Source organism: Amycolatopsis halotolerans, assembly GCF_042647905.1.
GTDB lineage: Bacteria > Actinomycetota > Actinomycetes > Mycobacteriales > Pseudonocardiaceae > Amycolatopsis > Amycolatopsis halotolerans.
In genome coordinates this window covers 66,344-88,698 of sequence record NZ_JBHRWI010000006.1, presented here as the reverse complement: position 1 = coordinate 88,698, position 22,355 = coordinate 66,344, and the positions used below count along the sequence as shown (strand labels likewise).

Here is a 22,355-nt window from a genome sequence, read left to right as displayed (position 1 = left end):
TTTCACGGATTGCCGGAGGTCCGGCGGAAAGCGTTTCGCTACCCGTAGTTCGGGTCCGCGGCCACCTCGATGTCGAGTACCAGCGGGCTCGTCCGGTCGGCGAGCGACGGCAGGTGTTCGGCGAGTGCCCCCGCCAGGTCGTCGTAATCGCTGATCCGCTGGGCCGGGCAGCCGAGCCCGGCCGCGATTCCGGCGATGCTCACCTCGGCGAACGACGGCCACGGCGGTTTGCCCTGCCCGGACTGTTCCGCGAGCCGGTCCATGATGGCGTAGCCGCCGTTGGACAGCACCACGAACAGTGCCCCGACGCGGTAGTGAGCGGCGCTCCACAGGCCCTGGATGCCGTAGAGCGAGGAACCGTCTCCGAGCACGGCGACCACGGGGCGACGCGGTGCGCCCAGTTTGAGCCCGATCGCCGCGGGCAGACCGAATCCGAGGCCGCCCGCGGCCGCGCTCAGGAACCCGAGCGGAGCACGGGCGGGGACGCGGCGGTGCAACTCGGGCCGGCTCGACGGCGACTCCTCGGCCACGATCGTGTCGCGCGGGAGCCCGCGGGCCAGGAGGTCGAAGACGTGTCCGGGCCGCAGCGGCTCTCCGGTTCGCGGAGGAGCCAAGGGAATCACCGGCGAGCGCGCGGCGGCGGGTTGCCCGTCTCGAGCGCGGACCCGGCCGACGAGGGCCTGGCAGGTCAGTGCGACATCGGCGACGAAGGCACGGTCGGCGACGCTGTGATGGGTGTCGGCCGCGTACGGCGTCACCTGGAGGATGGTGCTGTCCCGGGGAACTAGTTCGCCCGGCTCCCAGGGGTACTGCCGGAACACCGGCGCGCCGAGCACCAGGATCACGTCGTGCGGGCCGAGGACTGCCCGCACCGCGGACCGTGCCGGAGGCAGGTGCCCGGTGAAGGCCGGGTGGTCCTGGGGAAAACCCGCGCGCGCACCGAACGGTTCCTGCCACACCGGTGCTCCGAGGCGCTCGGCCAGCGCGGCGACGGCGGCCCAGTTCGACTCGCCGTCTGCGGCGGACCCGACGACAAATGCCGGTGCCTTGGCGTTTTCGAGGGCGGCGGCGAGCTCATCGATCTCGGTTCCGAGGGTGGGCCGTCCCCGGCGGATGTCGGCCGGTGCCGCCGCGCGGAGCCGCCCGGCGGGTTGAAGCCAGTCGTCCATCGGCACCACGACCAGAGCGGGGCCCTCGCCGGTCATCGCTTCATGGTGCGCGCGGGCGACCGCGGCGGGGACGTCCTCCGCGCGGGCCGGGTGGTCCGTCCACACTGGATAGTCGCCGACGAGTCCGGACAACCGTCCGGCGAGAAACGGATCGTGGGCGAGGTGGCGGCGGTCCTGCTGCCCGACCACGACCACCAGCGGCACCCGGTTGGTCCGCGCGGTCGCGAGCGCGCCCGCCGCGTTGGCCAGCCCGGCGGTCGTGTGGAGATTGACGAACGCGGGACGGCCGGTGGCGGTCGCCCAGCCGGTGGCCATGCCCACGACACTGCCCTCGTGCAAGGCGAGCTTGAAGTCGAGGTCGTCCGGAAGTCCGGTGAGGAACGTGATTTCCGTCGATCCGGGGTTGGCGAAGATCGTGGTCGTCCCGTGGCGGCGCAGTACTTCGAAGACCGCCTCCCGGACGGTCTTTTCCGGAGCGGCTTCGTCGACGACGAGATCGGGGTCCGCGGTTGTCATCAGTGCTGTCTCCTCGAGCGGGTGGTGAAGGGGGCGCGGGCTCAGATCGGGTAGTGGCGTTCGCCGGACTGCTGCGTGATCCAGCGCAACTCCGTGAACTCCTCGAGAGCGGCGCGGGAGCCGAACCGTCCCCATCCGCTGGCGCCGACCCCGCCGAAGGGCATCTGCGGTTCGTCGTGGACGGTCGCGCCGTTGATGTGGCAGATGCCCGACCGGATGCGGCGGGCCACGTCGAGTGCCCGCCCGCCGTCGCGGCTGAAAACGGCCGCCGCGAGCCCGTATTCGGTGTCGTTGGCGATCGCGACGGCTTCGTCGGCGTCGGCGGCTTCGATGACCGACACCACCGGGCCGAAGGTTTCCTCGTGGTAGATCCGCATGGCCGGGGTGACGTGCCGGAGCACGGTCGGCTGGACGTACAGGCCGTCCGCGGAGCCTCCGGCGAGCACCTCGGCCCCCTGCCGCACGGCGTCCTCGATGAGCGCCATCACGTGGTCTCGGGCACCGGCGTGCACGAGCGGGCCGATCTGGGCGGCGTCGTCGTCCGGCGGGCCGACGACGAGCTTCGCCGCCCGTTCGGCCAGCAGCGCGCTCAGCTTGTCCGCCACGGGGCGTTCGACGATCACCCGCTCGGTGGACATGCAGATCTCGCCCTGGTTCATGAAGGCCCCGAAACTGGCGGCCGCCGCGGCAGCCTCGAGATCCGCGTCGGCGAGGACCACGACCGGCGCTTTGCCGCCCAGTTCGAGCACCACGCGCGTCAGGTGCCTGCCGCCGAGTTCGCCGACGATCCGGCCGACCCTGGTCGAGCCGGTGAAGTTGACCCGGGCAGTCGCCGGATGGGCCACTAGCGCCTCGACGATCGACGGCGCGTCCTCAGGCGCGTTGCCGATCAGGTTGACCGTTCCGGCCGGCGCCCCCGCGTCGTGGAGGATCTTCACGACGGCGGCATGCGTGAGCGGCGTTTGCTCGGAAGCCTTGAGCACGACCGTGTTGCCGTAGACCAGCGGCATCGCCACTGCCCGGACTCCGAGGACGAGCGGCGCGTTCCACGGCGCGATCCCCACGACCACACCGGCGGGCTGGCGGATCCCCATCGCCGTCAGGCCCGGCACGTCGGACGGGATGACCTCGCCCACCGCTGAATAGGCCTGCGCCGCGGCTTCGACGAGAAGGGCTTGCGCGACTTGGACGTTGAACCGGCACCAGGGCCGGGTCGCGCCCATTTCCCGGCCCATGACCGCCGACAGTTCGGCGGCCCGTTCGCCGAACAGTTCGGCGGCCCGCGACAGCACCGCCCGCCGCCGCGCCGGTGGGATCCCGGCCCAGCCGGGCAACGCTTCCGCGGCCGCGTCGACCGCGCGGTCGGCGTCGGCGACGGTGGCCGCCGCGACGTCCGCGATCGGCGCCGCGGTGACGGCCTCGACGGTCCGCACGTAGCGGCCGTCCCGCGCCGGCACGGACCGGCCCGCGATGAACAGGTCGGATTTCCTGACTGGCGGCGCCTCGGCCGATCCGGTTCCGATGGGCGGCATCGGCCCCTCCTCCACGCTTCGGTGTCCTGGTGGCCATCACCAGACCGCGCGGCGAGTATCCGGAGCCGCTGGGGAGAGGAACAACGCCTTCGTTCATTGAACGAACATCGGCCGCGCTCAGCCGTTGCGTGCCTTGATGCCCGGACGCCAGCCGAGCATCCGGGAAATGCCGAGCCCGCTGGCGATGACGGACGGGAGAACCGCCTGCCGTTGAACGGATCCGGACCGCACGACGACCGAGAGCGCGGCCACCACGCGTCCTTCGTAGTTCATGACGCGCGTCGCGATCGAGTCGGCGCCTTTGGTCAGTTCGCCGTCCACCAGCGCGCTGCCGGTGCGGCGGCAGTCGGCCAGTTCGCGCCGGAGCACGCCGGGGTCCGTGATCGTCCGCGGCGTGTAGCGCCGCAGCCCGCTCTCCAGGATCTTGTTCGTCAACACGGATCCGCCGTGGCTGAGCAGCACCTTGCCGACTCCGGAGCAGTGCAGCGGCAGCCGTCCGCCCACCTGCGAGACCAGCCCGAGGGCACGGCGCGCGGACAGCCGTTCGATGATCACCGCCTCGGTGCCTTCCAGCACGGCGAGCTGAACGTGCTGGTGCAGAGCGGCGTACAGGTCCTCCATGACGGGCTGGGCCATCGTGCGCAGCGATTCGGTCAGCGGCGCGAGCGTCCCCAGCTGCCACAACCGGAGGCCGACGGCGAAGCGGCCGTTGGCGCGTTTCTCGAGCGCGCCGGCACTGACCAGTTCCAGCACGAGCCGGCGCGCGGTCGGGTGCGGCAGCCCGGTCTTGCGCGCGAGGTCGGCCAGGCTCAGCTCGACTTCGCCCGGCCCGAAGGAGAACAGCAGATCGAGGAGCCGGGAACTCACGCTCCGCCCGGGTTCGCTGGTCCGCGGCACGCCGATCACCTCGCTGTCTTCACGCCCCTCGAATGTTCGTTCAATGAAACATCATGGCTGGGCGCCGATCCAGCCGGGCAGCATGGGCGCGGTGAAAACAGACCGTGGTCGCGCATCGATCGCGCGGATCGCCGGAGGAGCTGAAAAATGACCGCACGCACGACCGCAGGGCCGAGGATCGCGATCCTCGGCGGGGGCATCGGCGGGCTCGCCGCCGCGGCTTTCCTTCAGCGCCAAGGAATCCAGGCCACCGTGTACGAGCAGGCGGCGCGGCTCGCCGAGGTGGGAGCCGGTCTCGTGATCGCCCCCAACGCCGGACGCCAGCTGCGCGAGCTCGGCGTCCTGGAGCACCTGAGCAAGGACTCGGTCCGGCTGGACACCGGCTGGCAATTCCGTCGCTGGGCGGACGGAACGGTTCTCTCCGAGGAGGACCTCGCGGCGTCCTGCGAGCGTCTCTACGGCGAGCACACCTACACCGCGCACCGAGCCGCGCTCCTCGCGGCCATCCAGTCACGTGTGCCGGGGCATCTCGTCAAACTCGGGCACAAATGCATCGGTCTCGACGCCACCGGCGAGACCTGGCGGATCCGCTTCGCCGACGGCCGCTCGGCCGAGGCCGACGTCGTGATCGGCGCGGACGGGGTGCACTCCGCCGTCCGCAACGCCATCATCGGCTCCTCCCCCGCGACGGACTCCGGCTTGTGCGCCTTCCGAGCCCTGGTCCCGGCCGGCGACGCACCCGATTTCGCTCGGCGGCCCGCCCAGACTCTGTGGATCGGGCCCGGCCATCATCTGGTGCACTACCCGATCTCCGCGGGCAAGTACGTCAACCTGGTCGCCTTCGCGCCCGCGGACGGCGACACCGTCGAGTCCTGGACCGCGACCGCGACGGTCGAAGAGTTCCTCGCCGAGTTCAACGGCTGGGACCGCCGCCTGACCGGCCTGATCCGGGCCGCGGGCACCCCCGGCCGGTGGGCCTTGCTCGACCGCGCCCCGCTCGCCCGGTGGTCGGAAGGCAGCGCGACGCTCCTGGGCGACGCCGCGCATCCGATGTTCCCGTTCTTCGCCCAAGGTGCCGCCCAAGCGCTGGAGGACGCCGCGGTCCTGGCCCGTTGCCTGGCCGAGGGCATCGACGATCCCCCGGCCGCGCTGCTGCGCTACGAAGGGCTCCGCATTCCCCGCACCACCCGGCTCCAGACCGTCAGCCACGGCCGCTCCCACGTCAACCACCTTCCCGACGGCGCGCGGCAGCGGGCCCGCGACGCCGCGTTCGCCCAGGAGGACCCGCTGGTCGCCAACGGCTGGATCTACGAGTACGACCCCGCCGCGGCGCTCGCCGGGACCGCGCGCGCGAACCCCCGGACACAGCCGTGACGTCCCCTGCGGCGGCCGGTCTTGGCCACCGGCGGGATTCTTGGCTTACCCTCGGGCACGTCGAGAGGTGAAGGGCATGGGTGTGCTGGAGCGCTTCGCGGTGTTGAGTTCCCCGGATCTCGACGAGTTCCGCCATTCGGTGTCGCAGTTGCTCACGCCGCACCGGCTGACCCCGCTCGCTCCGGGCACGCCCGAGATGCGCACTGACCTGGCGAAGGCTTCGCTGGGACCGGTTTCGCTGGTGTATTGCCGCAACCGCGGCGCCGAACTCGGCGTGCAGCTGACCGAGCAGGTGGACTACTACGACATCAATCTGGCCCTGCACGGCCGCAACCAGGTCGTCTTCGGACGGGACGAGGTGGTCGTCGACCAGGCTCGCGCGGCGGTCATCTCCCCGCGGATGAAGGTGGACATGCGGCTGAGCGACGACTACCGCCAGCTGCACGTCCGGGTCGAGCGCCAAGCGCTCACCGAGCATCTCGAGGCCATGCTCGGCTGCCCGGCGTCCGCCGTCCTCCGCTTCCGGCCGGACATGGACCTGACCGGACCGGCCGCCGGATCGTGGTGGCGGACAGTCCGGTCGCTGCTGCGGGAGCTCGATCATCCGGGAAGCCTCGCCGAGCTCTCCCCCGGCGCGGTGCCGTGGGCGAACCTGCTGATGACCGGCTTGCTGCTCGCGCAGCCCCACAACTATTCCCCGCAGCTGGACCGCGTCGCGACGGGGCTGCGCCAGCAACCGCCGGTGCGGCGGGTGATGGAGATCGTCGAAGGCGACCCCTCCGCCGGGCTGAGCGTCGAACGGCTGGCCCGCGCCGCGCGGATGACGCCGCGCTCGTTGCAGCGGCACTTCCGTTCGGCGTTGGGCATGTCGCCGCACGAATACGTGCAACAGGTGCGATTGGCGCGCGCTCACGAGGAACTCCGCGCCGCCGAACCTCGCAGTGTCACAGTGACCGAAGTGGCGCTGCGGTGGGGATTCACCCACGTACCGCGCTTCGCGGCCCTGTACCGCAAGCGGTACGGAACCAACCCGTCGCGAACCCTGCGCGACCCGGGCTGACCCGCGCGGATTGGTGTCGCGTCCCGGATCGCCCTGTCGCGCAACGGATCGTGATTCCGCCGAACGGTTCATAAAGTCCACGCACCGAACGCGAAGGAGCGTGGTGACGATGGACTTCGACGTGGCGATCGTCGGATACGGACCGACCGGCCTGGTGCTGGCCTCGGCGCTGGGCGAAGCCGGCCACACGGTGGCGGTCTTCGAGCGCTGGCCCGCGCTGTACGGGCTGCCGAGGCTGACCCACATCGACGGCGAGACCGCCCGCATCATCCAGGCGACCGGCGACATCGGCCAAGCGCTGCGCGACGCGTCGGCGGCGGACGTGTACGAGTGGTGCGACGGCGCCGGCGAGTTGCTGCTGACCGTCGACTGGTCCGGAAGCTCGAGCGGATACGCGGCGCACTACACCATGTACCAGCCGCACATCGAAGAAGCGATCGATCAGCGGGTCCGCGCCTGCCCGAAGGTCGAGATCAACCAGGGCACCGGCGTGGTGGGCCTGGAGCAGGAAGCCGACCACGTCCGGCTGCTCGTCCGGCCCTGGCGGCGGGACCGGGACGAGCAGTGGTCGATCGGCGCCGAAGACCGCACCGTCACCGCCCGGTACGTCGTCGGTGCGGACGGGGCCAACAGCTTCGTCCGCAACGCGCTGGGCATCGAGCAGATCGACCTCGGGGTCGACGACCGGTGGCTCAACATCGACACCGAATGCCTGCACCCGCTCGGGGAGCAGTTCCAGGTGTCGCGGCAGTTCTGCGATCCCGGGCAGCCGAACATGTTCATGCCCATCGGCGCCTCCCGGCAGCGTTTCGAGGTCGGCGTCCGCCCCGGGGACGACCCGGCCGAGATGGAGACCGCCGACTGGGCGTGGCGATGGCTCCGGGAAAGACACGGCCTCGGGCCCGACGACGTCCGCATCCTCCGGCAGATCGTCTACACCTTCTCCGCGCGGACCGCGGTCGCGTGGCGGCGAGGCCGGGTGCTGCTGGCCGGAGACGCCGCGCACACCATGCCGCCGTACATGGGGCAGGGCGCCTGCTCGGGCATGCGCGACGGCATCACCCTGGGCTGGAAGCTCGATCTGGTGCTGCGCGGGCTCGCCGGCGACGCGCTGCTGGACACCTATGAGGCCGAACGGCGCCCGCACGCCGAAATCATCCAGCGATGCGCGGTCGAACTCGGCAAGGTCGCGAACCTCAAGGACAGCCGGGCCGCGGCAGCGCGCGACGCCGCGTTCCGGCGGGGAGACGTGCCGCCGTTGCCGCCTTTCCCGACGATCACTGGCGGAGTCGTGCACCTCTCTGCCACGGGCGAACCGGCACCGCTGGCCGGAACCTTGGCCCCGCAAGGGATCGTCAGCGCGCGGGGCGGCACCGGCCGGTTCGACGACGTGGTCGGCGGCGGTTTCAGCCTGGTCAGCACCCAGGATGTCCGGGCACTGCTCGATGACGGCCAGCAGGCGTTGCTCACCGCACTGGACATGTCCGTCGCGACGCTGACCCCGGGCACGCCGGACAGCGTGGAAGACGTCGACGGCACGTACTCGCGGTATTTCGGCGAAACCGCCGCGGACACCTTCATTTCCCGGCCCGATTTCCACCTGTACTGGGCCGGTCAGGCACGGGACGCACCCGCGGCGCTGGACGCGTTGCGCGCCCAGCTGTGCTGGACCGGCTCCGAAGCCCCGCTCGCCTCAGGAGTTGACGCATGACCGAAACCCAGACGTCCAACGGCAACGCGCCGATCGAGGCGTTGTGGCGGGCGATGCCGGTGACACGCATGCTCGACTGCGGCGTCGATTACGCCGATGCGCTTACCATGCAACGGCGCACGGCGGAGGGCATCGCGTGGGACGAGGCCGCCGAAGCGCTCGCCGAAGCGCAACTCGAGCGTGCCCGCACCGCCGAGCGCGGCGGGCACCGGGTGAGCGCTTTCGAGGCTTACCGGGCGGCAGCCGCGGACTTGTTGTTCGCGCAGATGGCGTTCAACTTCGACACCGTCCGCAAATCCTCGCTGTACGCGGCGTTCACCGATGCGGTCGCGCACGCCGCGGCACTGGCCGATCCGCCGTGGCACCGTGTGGACATCCCGTTCGGCGAGGGACGGATGAACGGCTGGCTGCTGCGACCGGCCACCGCACCGATCGGCGCGGTAGTCGTGTTCGGCGGGCAGAGCGGATGGGGAGCCGCGTATCTCCCCCAGGCGGACGCACTGGTGCGACGTGGCATGGCTGTCCTGCTCGCCGAAGGACCCGGCCAAGGTGAAACGCGGCTGCGCAACGGGATCCTGCTCGATGTCGACGTGCGCGCCGCGTACTCGGCGTTCGTCGACCACGCGCTGACCGTGGCCCCGCGAGCCGGGTTGTGGGGAAACAGCCTTGGCGGGCTTTACGCCGCGACCACCGCGGCCGCGGATGCCAGAGTGTCGGCGGTGTGCGTCAATTCCGCGCCCGCTCAGCCGCGGCTCCAACGGTTCCGCACTTTCGCCGAACAGGCCGCGGCCATGCTGGGCACCAGTGACGCCGACGCGATCCAGGACAATTTCGACCGCATCGCCTTCCGTCCCGGCGTCGACCGGATCCGGTGCCCGTTGCTGGTCCTGCACGGTGAAGCGGATCCCATCGTGCAGCTCGAACACCAGCAACCCTTTCTCGACGCGGCCGACGACGCCACGCTGCGGGTCTGGGAAGACGGCGAGCACACGATCTACAACCACGCGCGGGAGCGCACCGCGTACGTCGCGGATTGGTTCGCCGGCGAGTTCTCAAAGCAACAGCGGGGAAAAGGGTCCGTTCAATGATCAGCGGACTTCTGTGCGCCCAGCCGTTGATGCCAGGCTCGGGCCGCAATCGGAAACCGAGTTCGTCCGGAGTGATGTAGTGCGATTCATCCATACCACGCTGCCGCAACGAGTCCGGTTCGCTTCGGGAGCCGCGGCGGCAGGAGTGCGGGCGGAAACGGAGCGGCTCGGCGCCCGGCGGGTCATGGTGATCGCCGCCGACGCCGAACGGGCCCTCGCCGACGAGATCACGGCCGATCTTCCGGTGGCGCTGCGGCACCACGAGGTCGCCATGCACGTCCCCGTCGAACTGGCCGAACGGGCCCGCGCCGCGGCGACGGACCATCAGGCCGACGCGATCGTCTCGGTCGGCGGCGGCTCGACCACCGGACTGGCCAAAGCGATCGCCCTCACGACCGGGCTGCCGATCATCGCCGTGCCCACCACGTACGCCGGTTCCGAGGCGACGGATGTCTGGGGCCTGACCGAAAACGCCGTGAAGACCACCGGACGCGATCCGCGGGTGCTGCCCGCCGCGATCGTCTACGACCCGTCGCTGACGCTCACGTTGCCCGCGGACCTGAGCGTGGCGTCCGGGCTGAACGCGCTGGCGCACTGTGTGGACAGCCTTTGGGCTCCTCAGTCTGATCCGATCAACGCGGCGCTGGCGGCCGAGGGGGTGCGGGCGCTCAATGCCGGGCTTCCCGAGGTGGCCGAGGATCCGTCCGGAGTGGACGGTCGCGAGCATGCCCTGTACGGCGCTTACCTGGCCGCGGCGGCGTTCGCCTCGGCCGGTTCGGGGCTGCACCACAAGATTTGCCACGTCCTCGGCGGAATGTACGACCTCCCCCACGCGCAAACCCATGCCGTCGTGCTGCCTTATGTCCTGGCCTTCAACGCACCGAACGCACCCGGTGCCGACCGCAGGCTCGCGGCGGCATTCGGCGCCGATACCGCACTCGCGGGTCTGCAAGCCCTGCGCGCGCGGCTGAACGCCCCGGCGGCCTTACGGGACTACGGCCTAGCCGAATCCGATCTGCCCGCCGCGGTCGAGGCGATCCTCGAAGCCGTTCCCGAGAGCAATCCGACCCCCGCCACCGAAGACAACCTCGCCGCGCTGCTCCGCGCGGCGTGGGAAGGAAGTGAGCCCGCATGACGACCGACCGCACCACGGCGGCGACCGGTGAATCCGCGACGACGGTCTCGCCGGAGCAGTCCGAACGCGAGACCGAGCTGATCCGGCGAGTGCTGAGGTCCTTCGACGGCTGCGGCGACGAACGGCTCAAGCAGCTCATGCAAGCCCTCGTCCGGCACCTGCACGCCTTCCTGCGCGAGGTGCGGCTGACCGAGGCCGAGTGGAGCGAGACGATCGAATTCCTCACCGCGGCCGGGCACCTGACCGACAGCAAACGGCAGGAGTTCGTTCTGCTCTCCGACGTCCTCGGCGCCTCGATGCAGACCATCACCATGAACAACGAGGCCTGCGGCGACGCGACCGAGGCAACGGTGTTCGGTCCGTTCTTCGTCGAAGGCAGTCCGGAGATCGAACGCGGCGGGGACATCTCCTTCGGGGCGAGCGGCGAACCGTGCTGGGTCGAGGGAACAGTCACCGACACCGAGGGCAACCCGCTGGCCGGCGCGCGCATCGAAGTCTGGGAGGCGGACGCGGACGGTCTCTACGACGTCCAGTACGACGACGACCGCACCGCGGCCCGGGCGCATCTCCACACCGACGACGAGGGCGGCTACCGGTTCTGGGGCGTCACCCCGACCCCGTACCCGATCCCCGACGACGGACCGGTCGGCCGGATGCTGACGGCCGTGGGCCGCTCCCCGATGCGCGCGTCCCACCTGCATTTCCTGGTCGCCCACGAGGGCCACCGGACCCTCGTCACGCACATTTTCGTCCGCGGCGACCGCTACCTCGGCTCGGACTCCGTCTTCGGGGTCAAGCAGTCGCTGGTCAAGGACTTCAGCCGGCAGGAACCCGGCGCCCCGGCGCCCGACGGCCGCGACCTGGGCCGGACGAGCTGGTCGAAGGTCCGGTTCGACATCGTCCTGGCCCCGGCGGCCCCGTGACCCGCACCGGCGATCCCCGCAATCCGACCAACGGCCCCCAAGGAGCCCCGGTGACTGACTACGACCCCTTCGTCGACGACATCGACCCCGCGCCCGGCACGCACCGGGTCCGGCGGATCGTCACCGGGCTCGGCGCCGACGGCGCATCCACCGTCGTGCTCGAGGACCGCGGGCGATGGGCGCGTACCGGCCACGGCGTGCCGGGCTATGTCGTCACGGATCTCTGGCGCACGGACACGACGCCCGCCGACAACAGCGGGCCGCCGCGGGACCCGATGGACACCGAAGAAAAGCTCTCCATCGCGCCGACGGCGGCGGGCACCGTGTTCCGCACGCTCGAACTGCCGCCGGATTCCGAATGGCGCTTCGACCGGGACGGCAACGAAATCCGGCCGCTGGCCGTGCACACCACCCGCTCGATCGACTACGCGATCGTCCTGCGCGGCGAGGTCTGGGCGGTGCTGGACGCGGCCGAGAGGCGCATGGCGGAAGGCGACGTCCTGGTGCAGCGAGGCACCTCCCACGCGTGGTCCAACCGCTCCGGCGAGCCGTGCCTGATCGCCTTCGTGCTGATCGGCGGAACCCTCCCCGAGGAGGGCCCGCCGGCCTGACGGCACCGGCCGGAAGAGCCCGGTCCCCCGCCGTTCACGACGCGTACGGCGAGGGGCCGGGCTTTTCGTCCAGCGGCACCCGGCCCGAGCGGGCGAACCGGCAGATCATCATGTATGTGCCCACGACGTAGAGGAGTTCGGCGATCGCGCGCGAGGAAAGCTCTCGCGCCGCGGCGGCGTAAACCGCATCGCTCACCTCGACGTTGCGCACGCAGTCCTCGGCGAACGCGAGCGCCGCCTGATGTTTCGCGCTGAAGCAGCGGGCAGTGCGGTCGCCGCGATCGATCGCGGCGATCTGCTCGTCGGAGATGCCGACGCTGTGGGCGGTCACGATATTCTGCCGCCAGACGTAGTGGCAGTCCGACAGCCTGCCGACGAGCAGCACCGCGAGCCGTTCGGTCCGGGCGTCCAGCTCCAGCTCCTGAAAGAGCCCGGCCAGGCACTCGACGAACGGCGGATACAACGTCGTGGCTCCCGCCATGGCCCGGAACAGGTTGACGTCCGGAAGCTTCGCGAACGCGGCCCGTACTTCCTCCGGGGCGGAATCCGGGTCGATCAGCGGAAGTCGTCCGGCGTTGTCGTTCATCGCGCACTCTCCTCGGCGGTGACGGAACGCCGGTCGGCGTAGTTCTTGACGGCGGTCACGATCGCGGCGTAACCGGTGCAGCGGCACAGGTTCCCGCTGATGGCCTGGCGGATCTCGTCCTCGTCCGGGGCGGGATTGTTCTCCAGCAGGTCCTCGGCCGCGAAAAGCATGCCCGAAAGGCAGTAGCCGCACTGGAACGCGTTGGCGTCCCAGAACGATTCCTGGAGTCCGGTCAGGCCGCCGGTGCTCATCGATTCCAGCGTCTCGACCTCCGCGCCGTCCTCGGCGACGGCGAGCCGGAGGCAGGACTTCGTGATCCGGCCGTCCAGCCGGACCGTGCAGGCCCCGCAGTCGCCGGTGAGGCAGCCGATCTTCGGCCCGGTGACGCCGAAACGGGTGCGGAGTGCTTCGACCAGCAGTTCGCGCCGGTCCACAGCCGCCTCGCGGCGCTTCCCGTTCACGGTCAGTTCCAGGACAGTCAGGTCGTCGTCCACGCGTTTCCTTTCAGTGCCCAGTTTGTGTTTCGCCGATGTGCGCCAGGGCCATCGCGAGCGCCCGGCGGGCCACCGGGCCCGCGACTGCCGCGCGGTATTCCCCGGGGGCGAGCACGTCGGTCCAGGGAACGGAAATCGCGGCTGACGCTTGCGCCGCGGCCGCGTCCAGTTCCTCATCGCCGAGCGGACGCCCGAGCAGCTCGGTGAGCTCAACCGTGAGCGGCACCGGCTCAACCCCGCCCAGGACGAGCCGCACGTCCTCGCAGCGGCCCGAACCGTCGAGACGCAGAAGCACCGCGGCGGTCGCGATGGGCCAGGAACTGCCGCCCCGCTTTACCTTCACGTAGCCATGTGCGTAACCACGCGAAGACGGCACCTCGAAACCGGTGATCACCTCGGAGGCGGCTAACGCAATTCGCCCGGCGCCGAGGAACAGCTCCGCGACCGGCGCCCGGCGTGCTCCCCCGGGACCCGCGACGACCGCGTTCGCGCGGAGAGCGACGAGCGCCCCGGGAACGTCGGACTGCGGCCGGGCAGCCGCGACGGAACCGCCGATGGTGGCCTGGTTTCGCAGTGCGGCTCCGCCGGTCACTCCGGCTGCCATGGTGCGCAGAAGCGGCGTGTGGAGAGCGACGTCCTCGCTGGCAAGGAGATCGCGGTAGGTGCACATCGCGCCGAGGCTCAGTTGGGAACGCTCGACCGAGATCGTCGCGAGACCGGCGTGGCGGAGGTCGACGACGCGTCGCGGGCGCGACTCGGCCCGTTCCATCTCCGGCACCACCCACGTGCCCCCGGCCAGCAGCCGGCTCTCGCCGTCCAGCGCGGCCACCAGATCGGCCACGGTTCGCGGCGCGAGGTAGTCGAAGCGGGCCGGGATCATCGCCGCGCCTCCTTGAGCGCGCGCAGGATCGCAACCGGGCTGAGCGGCGTGCGGTCGAGCGCGGCCCCCAGCGGCGCGATCGCGTCGTTGACCGCGTTGAACGCCGCTGCGAGCGCCCCGGAGAACCCGGCTTCGCCGACGCCCTTCGCGCCGAGCGGGGTTCCCGGCGCCGGCGTGCACAGATGGCCGAGTTCGACCCGCGGCACGTCGACCGCTCGCGGGAGCAGGTAGGTCTTGAAACCCGTCGTGAGCGGGATCCCGTTGTCGTCGAAGAGAAGTTCCTCGCCGAAGGCCGCGCCGAGGCCCATCACGACGCCGCCGGTGACCTGCCCGTCGACCATCAGCGGATTGATCACGGTGCCGCAGTCGTGCGTCGCCACGTGCCGCAGCAGCGTGACGATCCCGGTTTCGGGGTCGACCTCGACGACCGAAGCGTGCACCGCGTAGGGATAGGTCGTGTAGGTCTGCATCCGGCCGAGCGCGTCAGGCACCTCGCGGATGTTGCCGGGCCGGTACGTGCGGGTCGACTCCAGATGCGGCTCGAAATCCAGCTGGAGCAAGTAAGAACGGGTGTAAACGGCGCTGGCGACCTCGGCCACCGAGACGCTGCGGGACGAATCGCGAGCGAGCCGTACGACGCCGTCCTCGACCAGCACCTGGTCCCCGGGCCGCGCTCCCAGCAGCACGCGAGCAGCCGTGCGGATCTTGCCTGCCACCTCGCGCGCGGCGAGCACCGCGGCGTTGCCGCCCGTGACCAAGGAACGGCTCGAGATGTTGCCGAAGCCGTAGGGGCAACTGTCGGTGTCGCCTTGCACCACGGAGACGGCGTCCAGCCCGACGCCCAGTTCGTCCGCGACGAGCTGGCAGATGCCTGTGTCGCTGCCGGTACCGGGACTGGTGACTCCGGTGAGCACCGACACCCGGCCGGACGGGCTCATCCGGACCGTCGAGGTGTCGTACGCCGCGACGAAGGCGCCGGGGATGTCGGCGCTTTCCGGCATCAGCTCGAAGCCGATGCCGATGCCGAGGAAGCGGCCGTCTTCCCGCAGCCGTGCCTGCTCAGCGCGCAGCTGGTGGCAGGAAAGGATTTCCAGCGTCTTGTCGAGGGCGGCACGGTAGTCGCCGCTGTCGAGCTCCAGACCTGACGGATGCCGGTACGGGAACGCGTCCGCCGGAACGAAGTTGCGCCGCCGCACCGTGATCGCATCGATGCCGGTCGCGGACGCGACCCGTTCCATGATGCGTTCCAGCAGCAACGTCGCGCTGTCTTTGCCGAACGGTTTCGTCCCGCTCCACGGCGCCTTGTTGGTGACCACCACCCGATAACGCACCTGGCAGTGCGGAATCACGTAACCAAGCCCCGTCGAGAGCGCGCCGACGTACGCCATCCCCCAGCCGTGCGTCGGCGCAGCGGCCCCGTGGTCGGCGAGCGCTTCGACGTCGAGGGCGAGCAGGCGTCCGTCGTCGGCGAAAGCCACCCGGTAAGACAGCACTTGTTCGCGGGCGCCCGGCAGCAAGGACGCCGCGCGTTCCTCCCGCCAGCTGACCGGCCTGCCGACCATCCGAGAGAGAACCGGTGCAAGGAAATCTTCCCGGCTGCCGTACATCTTCAGCCCGAACGACCCGCCGACCTTGGGCGCGATCACGCGAACGCGTTCCTCGGGCAGCCGCATCGACGCGGCGAGCACTGTCCGAAGCACGTGGGGGTTCTGCGTAGCCGCGTAGAGCGTCAGTTGGCGGCCTTCGGCGTCCCAATCGGCCAGGTAGGTGCGCGGCTCCATCGGCGCCGCCGTGCCGCGATGAGTGCGCAGTTCGCCTTCGAGCACCTGCGCGGCACCGCGCGCTGCTTCGGCGAAGTCGCCGGTTCCGACCTCGCCTTCGATGAGGACGTTTTCGCCCCACTCCGGATAGAGGAGCGGGGCGTCCGCGGCGAGCGCGGACTCCACGTCGAGCACGACCGGCAGCGGTTCGTAGTCCACCTCGACGCGCAAACAGGCCGCGCGGGCGTCCGCCTCCGAGGCCGCGACCACCGCGGCCACCGGTTCGCCCGCGTAGACGACCCTCCCGACCGCCAACGGGAACACGGCGCTGTGGTGTCCCCCGAGCAGGCCCGCGTCCAGGCCGTGCGGGATCTCGTCGCACCACGGGGCCAGGTCTTCGCCGGTGACCACCGCGAGCACGCCGGGAGCGCTTTTCGCCGCCGCTGTCCCGACGGACCGGATCAGCGCGTGCGCGAGCGGCGCGCGCACCAGCGCGGCGTAGACCGTGCCCGGCAGCATGATGTCGCCGGTATAAGTCGCACGCGCGGTCAGGTAGTCCGCGCCGTCGTGCTTGCGAACCGGGCGACCCACCGACTTTCCCGTGGCCTGCATTCCCACCTCCGCGGGCGGGTCTCGGCGACCCGCCATTCCGGACATCCGTCGCCGACGCACGCTAGGCCCCGGCCGGGCAGCGGTCGATCCGTTGGGCGACAGCGTGATCCGGTTCGCGCCAGCGACGGCGACGATCCCCGCCGCGGCCTGCTGGTTGTTCATTCAACGGACATGGCGTTGTCCGCGGACCGGTCGCCGCGTGAGCATTCCGTGCCGGCACCCGGCACTTCGCGAAACACAAGGAGACCAGCCGTCGTGAAACTGTTCGACGTTCGCAGCGTCCCGTCCGGAGTCGACGCCGCACTCGCCCGCGTCGAGAATCCCCGGCACCGGCACCTGCTGAAGAATTACCGCCGGCACGCGTTGCTCGAGGTATCCGGCTTCTGGGAAGACATTCTCGTTCCCGCCATGATCGTCGACGATCCGTTGTACCGGATCAGCGAACGCGGGCAGACCACGGTCTGCGAGGGCATGGCGGAAGTCCGCGCGTTCTACTCGAAGATCGTCGGCGAAAGCATGAACGTTTTCGGGGCTTTAGAGGAAGAAGTCGCCGTCTCCGATTACGGCATCTTCATCGAAGCCGTCTTCGCGCAGATCCTGCGCGGGGACGACCCCGCGCTCGCCGACGAGGGCGCCGACCCGCAGCGCACCTATCAGGTGTCGCACAATTTCGCCGCCGCATGGCCCTATCGCGACGGACGGCTGTACGGCGAGTTCATCTACGAGGACTTCGGCAGCTGGCGCGTGGACGAAGTGGACGCCTCCGCGCTGACCACCCCCGAGCAGGCCCGCGCCATCCTGGCCCCCTATCTGGCCGAAAGCCCGCTGTCGGAGATCGAGGAAGGGCTGAAGCTTTTCAAGGACGGTGTCCGCTAAGCCTTTCCGAAGTCCGTTCCCACGACAGCGCAGTCGAAGGAATCAGCAATGGACGCAGAACCCGCCATCGGAACCACCCCTTCGCACAGGATCCGCCCGCCGGTCCGAAACTCGGCCGCGCTGATCGTGCTCCTCGCGAGCGCGGCGCTCGGCGCCGAAGCCGGGGCCGTGCTCGGTCCGGTCGTGGTCATGATCCGCGACGAATTCCGCCTCTCCCCCGGCCAGGCAGGCCTGGTCATCGCGATGCACGGCCTGCTGATCGCCGCCTGCGCCCCCGTGGCCGGGACGCTGGTCGACCGGATCGGCACGAAACGGCTGCTCGCCGCGGCACTCGTCGCCTACGGCGTGTTCGGCGGGCTGGGAGCCCTGTCCGGGAACTATCCGCTGCTTCTGCTGATCCGGGCCTTGTTCGGCGTGGCCGTCGGCGTCATGACCGTCGCCTACACGGTAGGCATGCTCACCCTCCGGCACAGCAGGGACCGGGCCACCGTCATGGGTTACCAGTCCGGGATCGGGAACGTCGGCCAGGTGCTGTGGCCGCTGCTGGCCGGAATCGTCGGCGGACTCGACATCGGCTGGCGCGGCCCGTTTCTGCTGTACCTGATAGCGCTGCCGCTCGCCGCGGCGGCGGTCTGGCTGGTTCCGGACACCCGGCGCGACAGCTCCGAGTTCTCCGGACGACCGGCCGATGCCGTGCGCATGCGATCGGTGATCCGCGAAGCCCCCGTCCTCCTCTGGTTGTATGCGCTGATCTTCGTCGTCGCCGTGCTGCTGTATGCCCTCGTGGCGTTCTTGCCTCAGCGGCTGAGCCAGCTCGGCGTGTCCGATCCGCTCGCGGTGGCCGGATTCCTCGCCGCGGCGACTGGTCCCGCGGCCGTTGTCGGCATGGTTTACGGCCGGCTCCAAGCACGCCTTCGACCCCGCACGATCCTCGTGCTCGCCCTTGCCTTGCCCGCAGCCGGATTCGCGCTGCTGTCCCTGGCCGCCGGACCTTTGCTCCTGCTGTTCGGCTCGGCGCTCATCGGCGTCGGAATCGGTCTGGTCATGCCGGCCGTCCCCACCCTGGCCAGCGAAGCCGTCACGGCCGCCGCGCTCGGCCGCGCCACGTCCTGGATCTACGCGTTGTTCCCGCTGGGAAACTTCGCCGCCCCGCTGCTGCTCGGTCCCCTCGCGAGCGGACCGTTCGGCTTCCGTGCCGTCTTCGGCGTCTCGGCCGCGATCAGCCTGCTGTCCGCCCTCGGGTATTTCGCCGGCCTGCGACGCGTCCGATTCGGCGCCAAGAACCCGAGCGGCCAAGAATCGGAGAATTGATGACTTCGCTCCCGCGCGACGGATACATCGACATCCACGCGCACTTCACCCTTCCGGCCACCGAAGACCAAGCACGCCGAGCCTGGCAAGCGATGCTCAGCCGGGGAATTTACCTCCCCGAACCGTTCGCATGGTCCTTGGACCGGACACTGGACTACCTGGACCGCTCAGGCACGGCGATGCAGTTCCTGAGCAACATTCCCGGCACCCTGGCCGCGTTGCGCGCTTCCAACGACTACGGCGCGGCGATCGTGACCCGCCATCCCGCCCGGTTCGGCCTGCTGGCCGCCCTGCCGACCGACGACCCGGCCGCCGCGCTGGACGAGGCCGTCCGCGGAAGAGAGCTGCTCGGCGCCGACGGATTCGCGGTCACCGCGAATTACCACGGCGCCCACCTCGGCGACGACGCCCTCCTCCCGCTCTGGGAACAGCTCGACGCCTGGGGCTCCGTCGTCTTCGTCCACCCGGACGCCCGGCGGCCCCCGACCTTGGATCACCCGGCACCGCTGTACGAAGTGGCCTTCGAGACCGCCAGAACAGTCTTCGACATGCTGTTCCGGAAAGTCTTCGCGCAATTCCCCGGCATCAAGTTCGTATTCGCCCACTGCGGCGGGGCGTTCCCCGCGCTTGCCGGCCGGGTCTCCTTGCTCGGGAACGAATCCTGGGTGCCGCACGGACTGCCGGCCCGCGACCTCGAAGACCAACTGGAAACCATCTACGTCGACACCGCCGCGACGGCCTTCCCGAGCTCGCTTCTGCCCGCGGCGGCGACCCTGGGAGCCGACCACATCGTGTACGGCAGCGACTGGGGCGCGCCCTGCACAACAGTGGACACCGCCGAGAAGAATCGGCACAGTCTCCAGCACTGTGCGGCACTGACCGCGGCGGAGGCCGCGGCGGTCCGGCGACGCGCGTTGGATTTGTTTCCCCTCGCCGCCCGTCGGCTGGGAACCGCGCCGGACCGGGGAGAGTGAGCACTCAATTGCCCCACGCGGGACTCGTGTTGGGAGGATAGGGAGAACTCGAGGTGCCCTTCGCCCAGTCGTGGACGTCTTGGCGGTCCCAAGCGAGCAGTATTTCGGAGTTCCGGAGGCAGAGGCCGTAGTCGAGACGCCCGAAAAAGCGGCTCACGGTGAGGCGCTGGTTGAGCTGCTGGTATCCCTTGCCTGTCTTGTACTCCATCTGCACCGTGGTCTGGAGCCGCCCGAGGCGCAGGTCTCCGTTCACCCCGGTCAGGACTCCCTGATGCACGTTGCTGTTCTTCTCCCGCAGCCCCTTGTTCTCGACCGCCAGCTGGCCGATCTTCTTGATGGAGTTGACGATGCCGGTGAGCGTGTCCGGCGTGACCAGCCCTCCGACCAGTTCGGTCACCGCCGAGATCGCCGGCGCCAGGGAGAGCGACGAGATGGACACGCTGCGGCTGTCGCCCGTGACGTCGACGAGGAACGGCATCGTGGTGAACTGGTTTCCGAAGACGATCCACCGATAAAGATCGAATACCGTGGACAACTGGTCGAAGCGGGCGGAGTCCGCGGTTTTGCGCATGATGGTGGCGGCCACGGACTGCCACGAGCCGAAGGGCGCCAGCGGCCCGAGGCCGGGCATCCCGCTGTCGTCCCCGCCGTATGTATTGCCGACCCCTTTCTCCTGGTCTTGGCCGTCGTCGGCGCCCAGCCCAAGCTTCGCTAGCTCCTCGATCGAAAGCTCCGGCCTGCCCTCCGCCCACAGGGCGATCTCGAACGCTTCCCGCCGTGACTGCTCTTCGCCTGAAATGCGCACGGCCGGCTCACGACGCTCGCGTGGCGTACTGCTCGCGCGAATCGCAGACCAACTGCTCGATGTCGTGCACCGTCCGCACCAAGGGGATCGCTTCGAAGCCCAGGTTGACCTGGAAGCCCAGCTCGACCGCGCCCACCAGGCTGAGGAGCTTCACGGAGTCGACCCCGGGCAACTCCCGCACCGCAGTGGTGTCGTCGAGCTCCGCTCCGCTGAGTTCCAGCTTCTCGCGGATCAGGGCGTACAGCTGTGCTCGCTCAGGAGGAGGCAGCCGGGTGTCCATTCTCGTTCCTTTCGACGGATGTGCTCAGGTCGCCGGGGAAACGGCTCCGCGATGGAGAGCTCCCTGGAGATAGTGCTGCCGGGTCTTGCTCCGCCGGACCTTGCCGCTGGAGGTCTTGGGCAGTTCTCCGGGCGCCACCAGGAGAACGTCGGCCACGGTCAGGGACAGCGTCGTCTGGACGCGGCTGCGGACCCGCCGTGCCGCCGCGGCGGCGTCGCCCCCGCGAAGTTCGGCGACGATCACGACCTCCTCGGTCGTCCGCCCGGGCCGGGTGAAAGCCACCACGTTGCCCTTGCGCAAGCCGGGCACCTCGGCGGCGGCCCACTCCACTGTCTGGGGGTCGTGATTGCGCCCGTTGACGATGAGCAGGTCCTTCTTGCGGCTCGTCACGTAGAGGACGTCGTCCGCCAGGTAACCGCAATCCCCGGTGCGCAGTCCGTGCGGCGTGAAGCTCCGCCGGGTCGCCTCGGCGTCGCCGTGGTACCCCGCCGCCACGCTCGGCCCTTGGAACACCACCTCGCCGACGTGCCGCTCCGGGAGCGGATTCCCGTCGTCGTCCACGACGAGAATCCGATGGCCCGCGACCGCGCGTCCGCAGGGCACGAACGCCACCTGCTCCCCGGAGTCCGCCGAGGCGGGCCGCGCGAGGCCGCTCCCGTAATAAGGCTCCTGCTGGATGACGTCCGGAGCGAACGGAATTCCGATCTCGCCGAACGAGATCGCGAGCGTCGCCTCCGCCATGCCGTAACACGGCACCACCGCCCCCGGCCGCAATCCCGCCGCCGCGAAGCGGTTCGCGAAGGACCGCAGCGTTTCGGGGTGGTTGGGCTCGGCACCGCAACCCACGACTCGGAGGCAGGACAGATCCAGCCGCCGCACCTCGTCGGCCGGGGTGTGCTTGACGGCCAACGCCAGTCCGAAATTGGGTGCGAAGGTCACGGTCGCACGGTGCCGGCTGACCGTTTCCAGCCAGAGCCTCGGCGAGAGCGCGAAGCGCAGCGTCGGGAGGAAGCTCACCGGGCAGCGCGCCAGCAGCGGCGCCAGCACGAAGCCGACCAGCCCCATGTCGTGGTACATCGGCAACCAGCTCACGCCGCGGTCTCGCCGGCGTTCGAGGCGAAGGGCGCTGACGATGGCCGCGCAGTTGGCGAGCGCGCTGGCGTGCGTGACCCGCACCCCTTTGGGCGCCGCCGTGCTCCCCGAGGTGAACTGCAAGAACATCACGTCCTCGGGGAGGATCGCCTCGGGCTCAGGCACGCTGCCCGGCAGCGGTTCGGCGAAAAACTCCTCCGGGTCGGCCACTCGCAGGCCCTCGACCGCGTGCGAGAGCGGGTCCGCCAGGCTCCTGGGCACCAGGAGGACGCGTGCTCCCGCCGCGCGGACGATGTGAGCGGCGTCCTCGCAGTACGCCTCGAACTTGCCGATGCCCATGGGCGGGGACATCGGGACCGGGACGACGCCCACCGAGACCGCGCCCAGGAAGGAGAGGACGAACTCCCGCTGCCCGGGGACGACGAGCGCGATGCGCTCCCCTTTGCGCAGGCCGCTCCCGAGCAGTCGCCGCCCCCGGCGGAGAGCTTCCCGCGACAGCTCCGACCAGCTCACGAACTGCTCGCGCCCGTCCTCTTCGGCGAAGGTGAAGCCGCCGTCTGGATCGCTGAGGTTCTCGACGAGGACCTGCGCGAAGGTCGAGGCCGTCGCTCCGTCGCGAGGTGGCGAGTGCGGGAACACCATGGGGCCCCTTCCAGGGGTGGCGGGCTC

The 22,355-nt window shown here is 70.2% G+C and carries 20 protein-coding genes; 10 read left to right on the top strand and 10 right to left on the bottom strand.

What is annotated here, in order from left to right; genetic code table 11:
- Positions 1-38 precede the first annotated feature (38 nt).
- The 3 genes from ACFORO_RS05785 to ACFORO_RS05775 all read right to left on the bottom strand — a co-directional run bounded on the left by ACFORO_RS05785 (position 39) and on the right by ACFORO_RS05775 (position 4,114).
- Entirely contained in the window at positions 39-1,685 is a 1,647-nt protein-coding gene (locus tag ACFORO_RS05785; RefSeq protein ID WP_377867680.1) for a thiamine pyrophosphate-dependent enzyme, read from the bottom strand.
- A gap of 41 nt (positions 1,686-1,726) precedes the next feature.
- Positions 1,727-3,217, bottom strand: a complete 1,491-nt coding sequence (locus ACFORO_RS05780) for an aldehyde dehydrogenase family protein (RefSeq protein ID WP_377867679.1) — start codon at positions 3,215-3,217, stop codon at positions 1,727-1,729.
- Between the two features lie 117 nt (positions 3,218-3,334).
- Positions 3,335-4,114, bottom strand: coding sequence for an IclR family transcriptional regulator (locus ACFORO_RS05775; protein WP_377867678.1), 780 nt, complete (start codon positions 4,112-4,114; stop codon positions 3,335-3,337).
- 147 nt (positions 4,115-4,261) lie between these two features.
- On the opposite strand from ACFORO_RS05775, the gene ACFORO_RS05770 reads away from it, so the two are divergent.
- The 7 genes from ACFORO_RS05770 to ACFORO_RS05740 all read left to right on the top strand — a co-directional run bounded on the left by ACFORO_RS05770 (position 4,262) and on the right by ACFORO_RS05740 (position 12,016).
- On the top strand, positions 4,262-5,488 hold the full coding sequence (locus tag ACFORO_RS05770; RefSeq protein WP_377867677.1) for an FAD-dependent monooxygenase: 1,227 nt from the start codon (positions 4,262-4,264) through the stop codon (positions 5,486-5,488).
- A gap of 76 nt (positions 5,489-5,564) precedes the next feature.
- Complete coding sequence (locus ACFORO_RS05765) at positions 5,565-6,548, top strand: AraC family transcriptional regulator (RefSeq protein WP_377867676.1); 984 nt, start codon at positions 5,565-5,567, stop codon at positions 6,546-6,548.
- Positions 6,549-6,657: 109 nt separating this feature from the next.
- Positions 6,658-8,259, top strand: coding sequence for a bifunctional 3-(3-hydroxy-phenyl)propionate/3-hydroxycinnamic acid hydroxylase MhpA (gene mhpA / locus ACFORO_RS05760; RefSeq protein WP_377867675.1), 1,602 nt, complete (start codon positions 6,658-6,660; stop codon positions 8,257-8,259).
- Positions 8,256-9,347 carry an alpha/beta hydrolase family protein gene (locus ACFORO_RS05755; RefSeq protein ID WP_377867674.1) on the top strand — a complete coding sequence of 364 codons (1,092 nt, stop codon included), beginning with the start codon at positions 8,256-8,258 and terminating at the stop codon, positions 9,345-9,347. Before mhpA ends, ACFORO_RS05755 begins: the two co-directional genes overlap by 4 nt.
- Before the next feature lie 79 nt (positions 9,348-9,426).
- Complete coding sequence (locus tag ACFORO_RS05750) at positions 9,427-10,482, top strand: maleylacetate reductase (protein WP_377867673.1); 1,056 nt, start codon at positions 9,427-9,429, stop codon at positions 10,480-10,482.
- On the top strand, positions 10,479-11,405 hold the full coding sequence (locus tag ACFORO_RS05745) for a dioxygenase family protein (RefSeq protein WP_377867672.1): 927 nt from the start codon (positions 10,479-10,481) through the stop codon (positions 11,403-11,405). Before ACFORO_RS05750 ends, ACFORO_RS05745 begins: the two co-directional genes overlap by 4 nt.
- Positions 11,406-11,455: 50 nt before the next feature.
- Positions 11,456-12,016: a cupin domain-containing protein gene (locus ACFORO_RS05740; RefSeq protein ID WP_377867671.1), complete on the top strand. Its 561-nt coding sequence runs from the start codon at positions 11,456-11,458 to the stop codon at positions 12,014-12,016.
- 34 nt (positions 12,017-12,050) lie between these two features.
- Here ACFORO_RS05740 and ACFORO_RS05735 read toward each other — a convergent pair whose 3' ends face one another.
- From ACFORO_RS05735 to ACFORO_RS05720, 4 genes are read right to left on the bottom strand one after another with little or no spacing between them, the layout of a single operon-like run.
- On the bottom strand, positions 12,051-12,602 hold the full coding sequence (locus ACFORO_RS05735) for a carboxymuconolactone decarboxylase family protein (RefSeq protein ID WP_377867670.1): 552 nt from the start codon (positions 12,600-12,602) through the stop codon (positions 12,051-12,053).
- A complete protein-coding gene (locus ACFORO_RS05730; protein ID WP_354747067.1) occupies positions 12,599-13,096 on the bottom strand; it encodes a (2Fe-2S)-binding protein in 498 nt (165 codons plus the stop codon). Before ACFORO_RS05730 ends, ACFORO_RS05735 begins: the two co-directional genes overlap by 4 nt.
- Positions 13,097-13,106: 10 nt before the next feature.
- Complete coding sequence (locus ACFORO_RS05725; RefSeq protein ID WP_377867669.1) at positions 13,107-13,976, bottom strand: FAD binding domain-containing protein; 870 nt, start codon at positions 13,974-13,976, stop codon at positions 13,107-13,109.
- The gene (locus tag ACFORO_RS05720) at positions 13,973-16,510 is read right to left on the bottom strand and encodes a xanthine dehydrogenase family protein molybdopterin-binding subunit (protein ID WP_377867668.1); all 2,538 of its coding nucleotides are present in this window, start codon (positions 16,508-16,510) and stop codon (positions 13,973-13,975) included. Before ACFORO_RS05720 ends, ACFORO_RS05725 begins: the two co-directional genes overlap by 4 nt.
- Positions 16,511-16,603: 93 nt before the next feature.
- Here ACFORO_RS05720 and ACFORO_RS05715 point away from each other — a divergent pair, with 93 nt between their 5' ends.
- From ACFORO_RS05715 to ACFORO_RS05705, 3 genes are read left to right on the top strand one after another with little or no spacing between them, the layout of a single operon-like run.
- Positions 16,604-17,224, top strand: a complete 621-nt coding sequence (locus ACFORO_RS05715) for a hypothetical protein (RefSeq protein ID WP_377867667.1) — start codon at positions 16,604-16,606, stop codon at positions 17,222-17,224.
- A 48-nt stretch (positions 17,225-17,272) separates the two neighbouring features.
- Positions 17,273-18,535, top strand: a complete 1,263-nt coding sequence (locus ACFORO_RS05710) for an MFS transporter (RefSeq protein ID WP_377867666.1) — start codon at positions 17,273-17,275, stop codon at positions 18,533-18,535.
- Positions 18,535-19,509: an amidohydrolase family protein gene (locus tag ACFORO_RS05705; protein WP_377867665.1), complete on the top strand. Its 975-nt coding sequence runs from the start codon at positions 18,535-18,537 to the stop codon at positions 19,507-19,509. Before ACFORO_RS05710 ends, ACFORO_RS05705 begins: the two co-directional genes overlap by 1 nt.
- Before the next feature lie 4 nt (positions 19,510-19,513).
- On the opposite strand, the gene ACFORO_RS05700 is transcribed toward ACFORO_RS05705, so the two are convergent.
- Genes ACFORO_RS05700 through ACFORO_RS05690 form a run of 3 tightly spaced genes read right to left on the bottom strand, consistent with a single transcriptional unit; the run spans position 19,514 to position 22,328 of the window.
- Positions 19,514-20,314, bottom strand: coding sequence for a hypothetical protein (locus tag ACFORO_RS05700; RefSeq protein WP_377867664.1), 801 nt, complete (start codon positions 20,312-20,314; stop codon positions 19,514-19,516).
- A 7-nt stretch (positions 20,315-20,321) separates the two neighbouring features.
- Entirely contained in the window at positions 20,322-20,594 is a 273-nt protein-coding gene (locus ACFORO_RS05695) for an acyl carrier protein (RefSeq protein WP_354747080.1), read from the bottom strand.
- Positions 20,595-20,618: 24 nt separating this feature from the next.
- Positions 20,619-22,328, bottom strand: a complete 1,710-nt coding sequence (locus tag ACFORO_RS05690; RefSeq protein WP_377867663.1) for a fatty acyl-AMP ligase — start codon at positions 22,326-22,328, stop codon at positions 20,619-20,621.
- Positions 22,329-22,355: the final 27 nt, after the last annotated feature.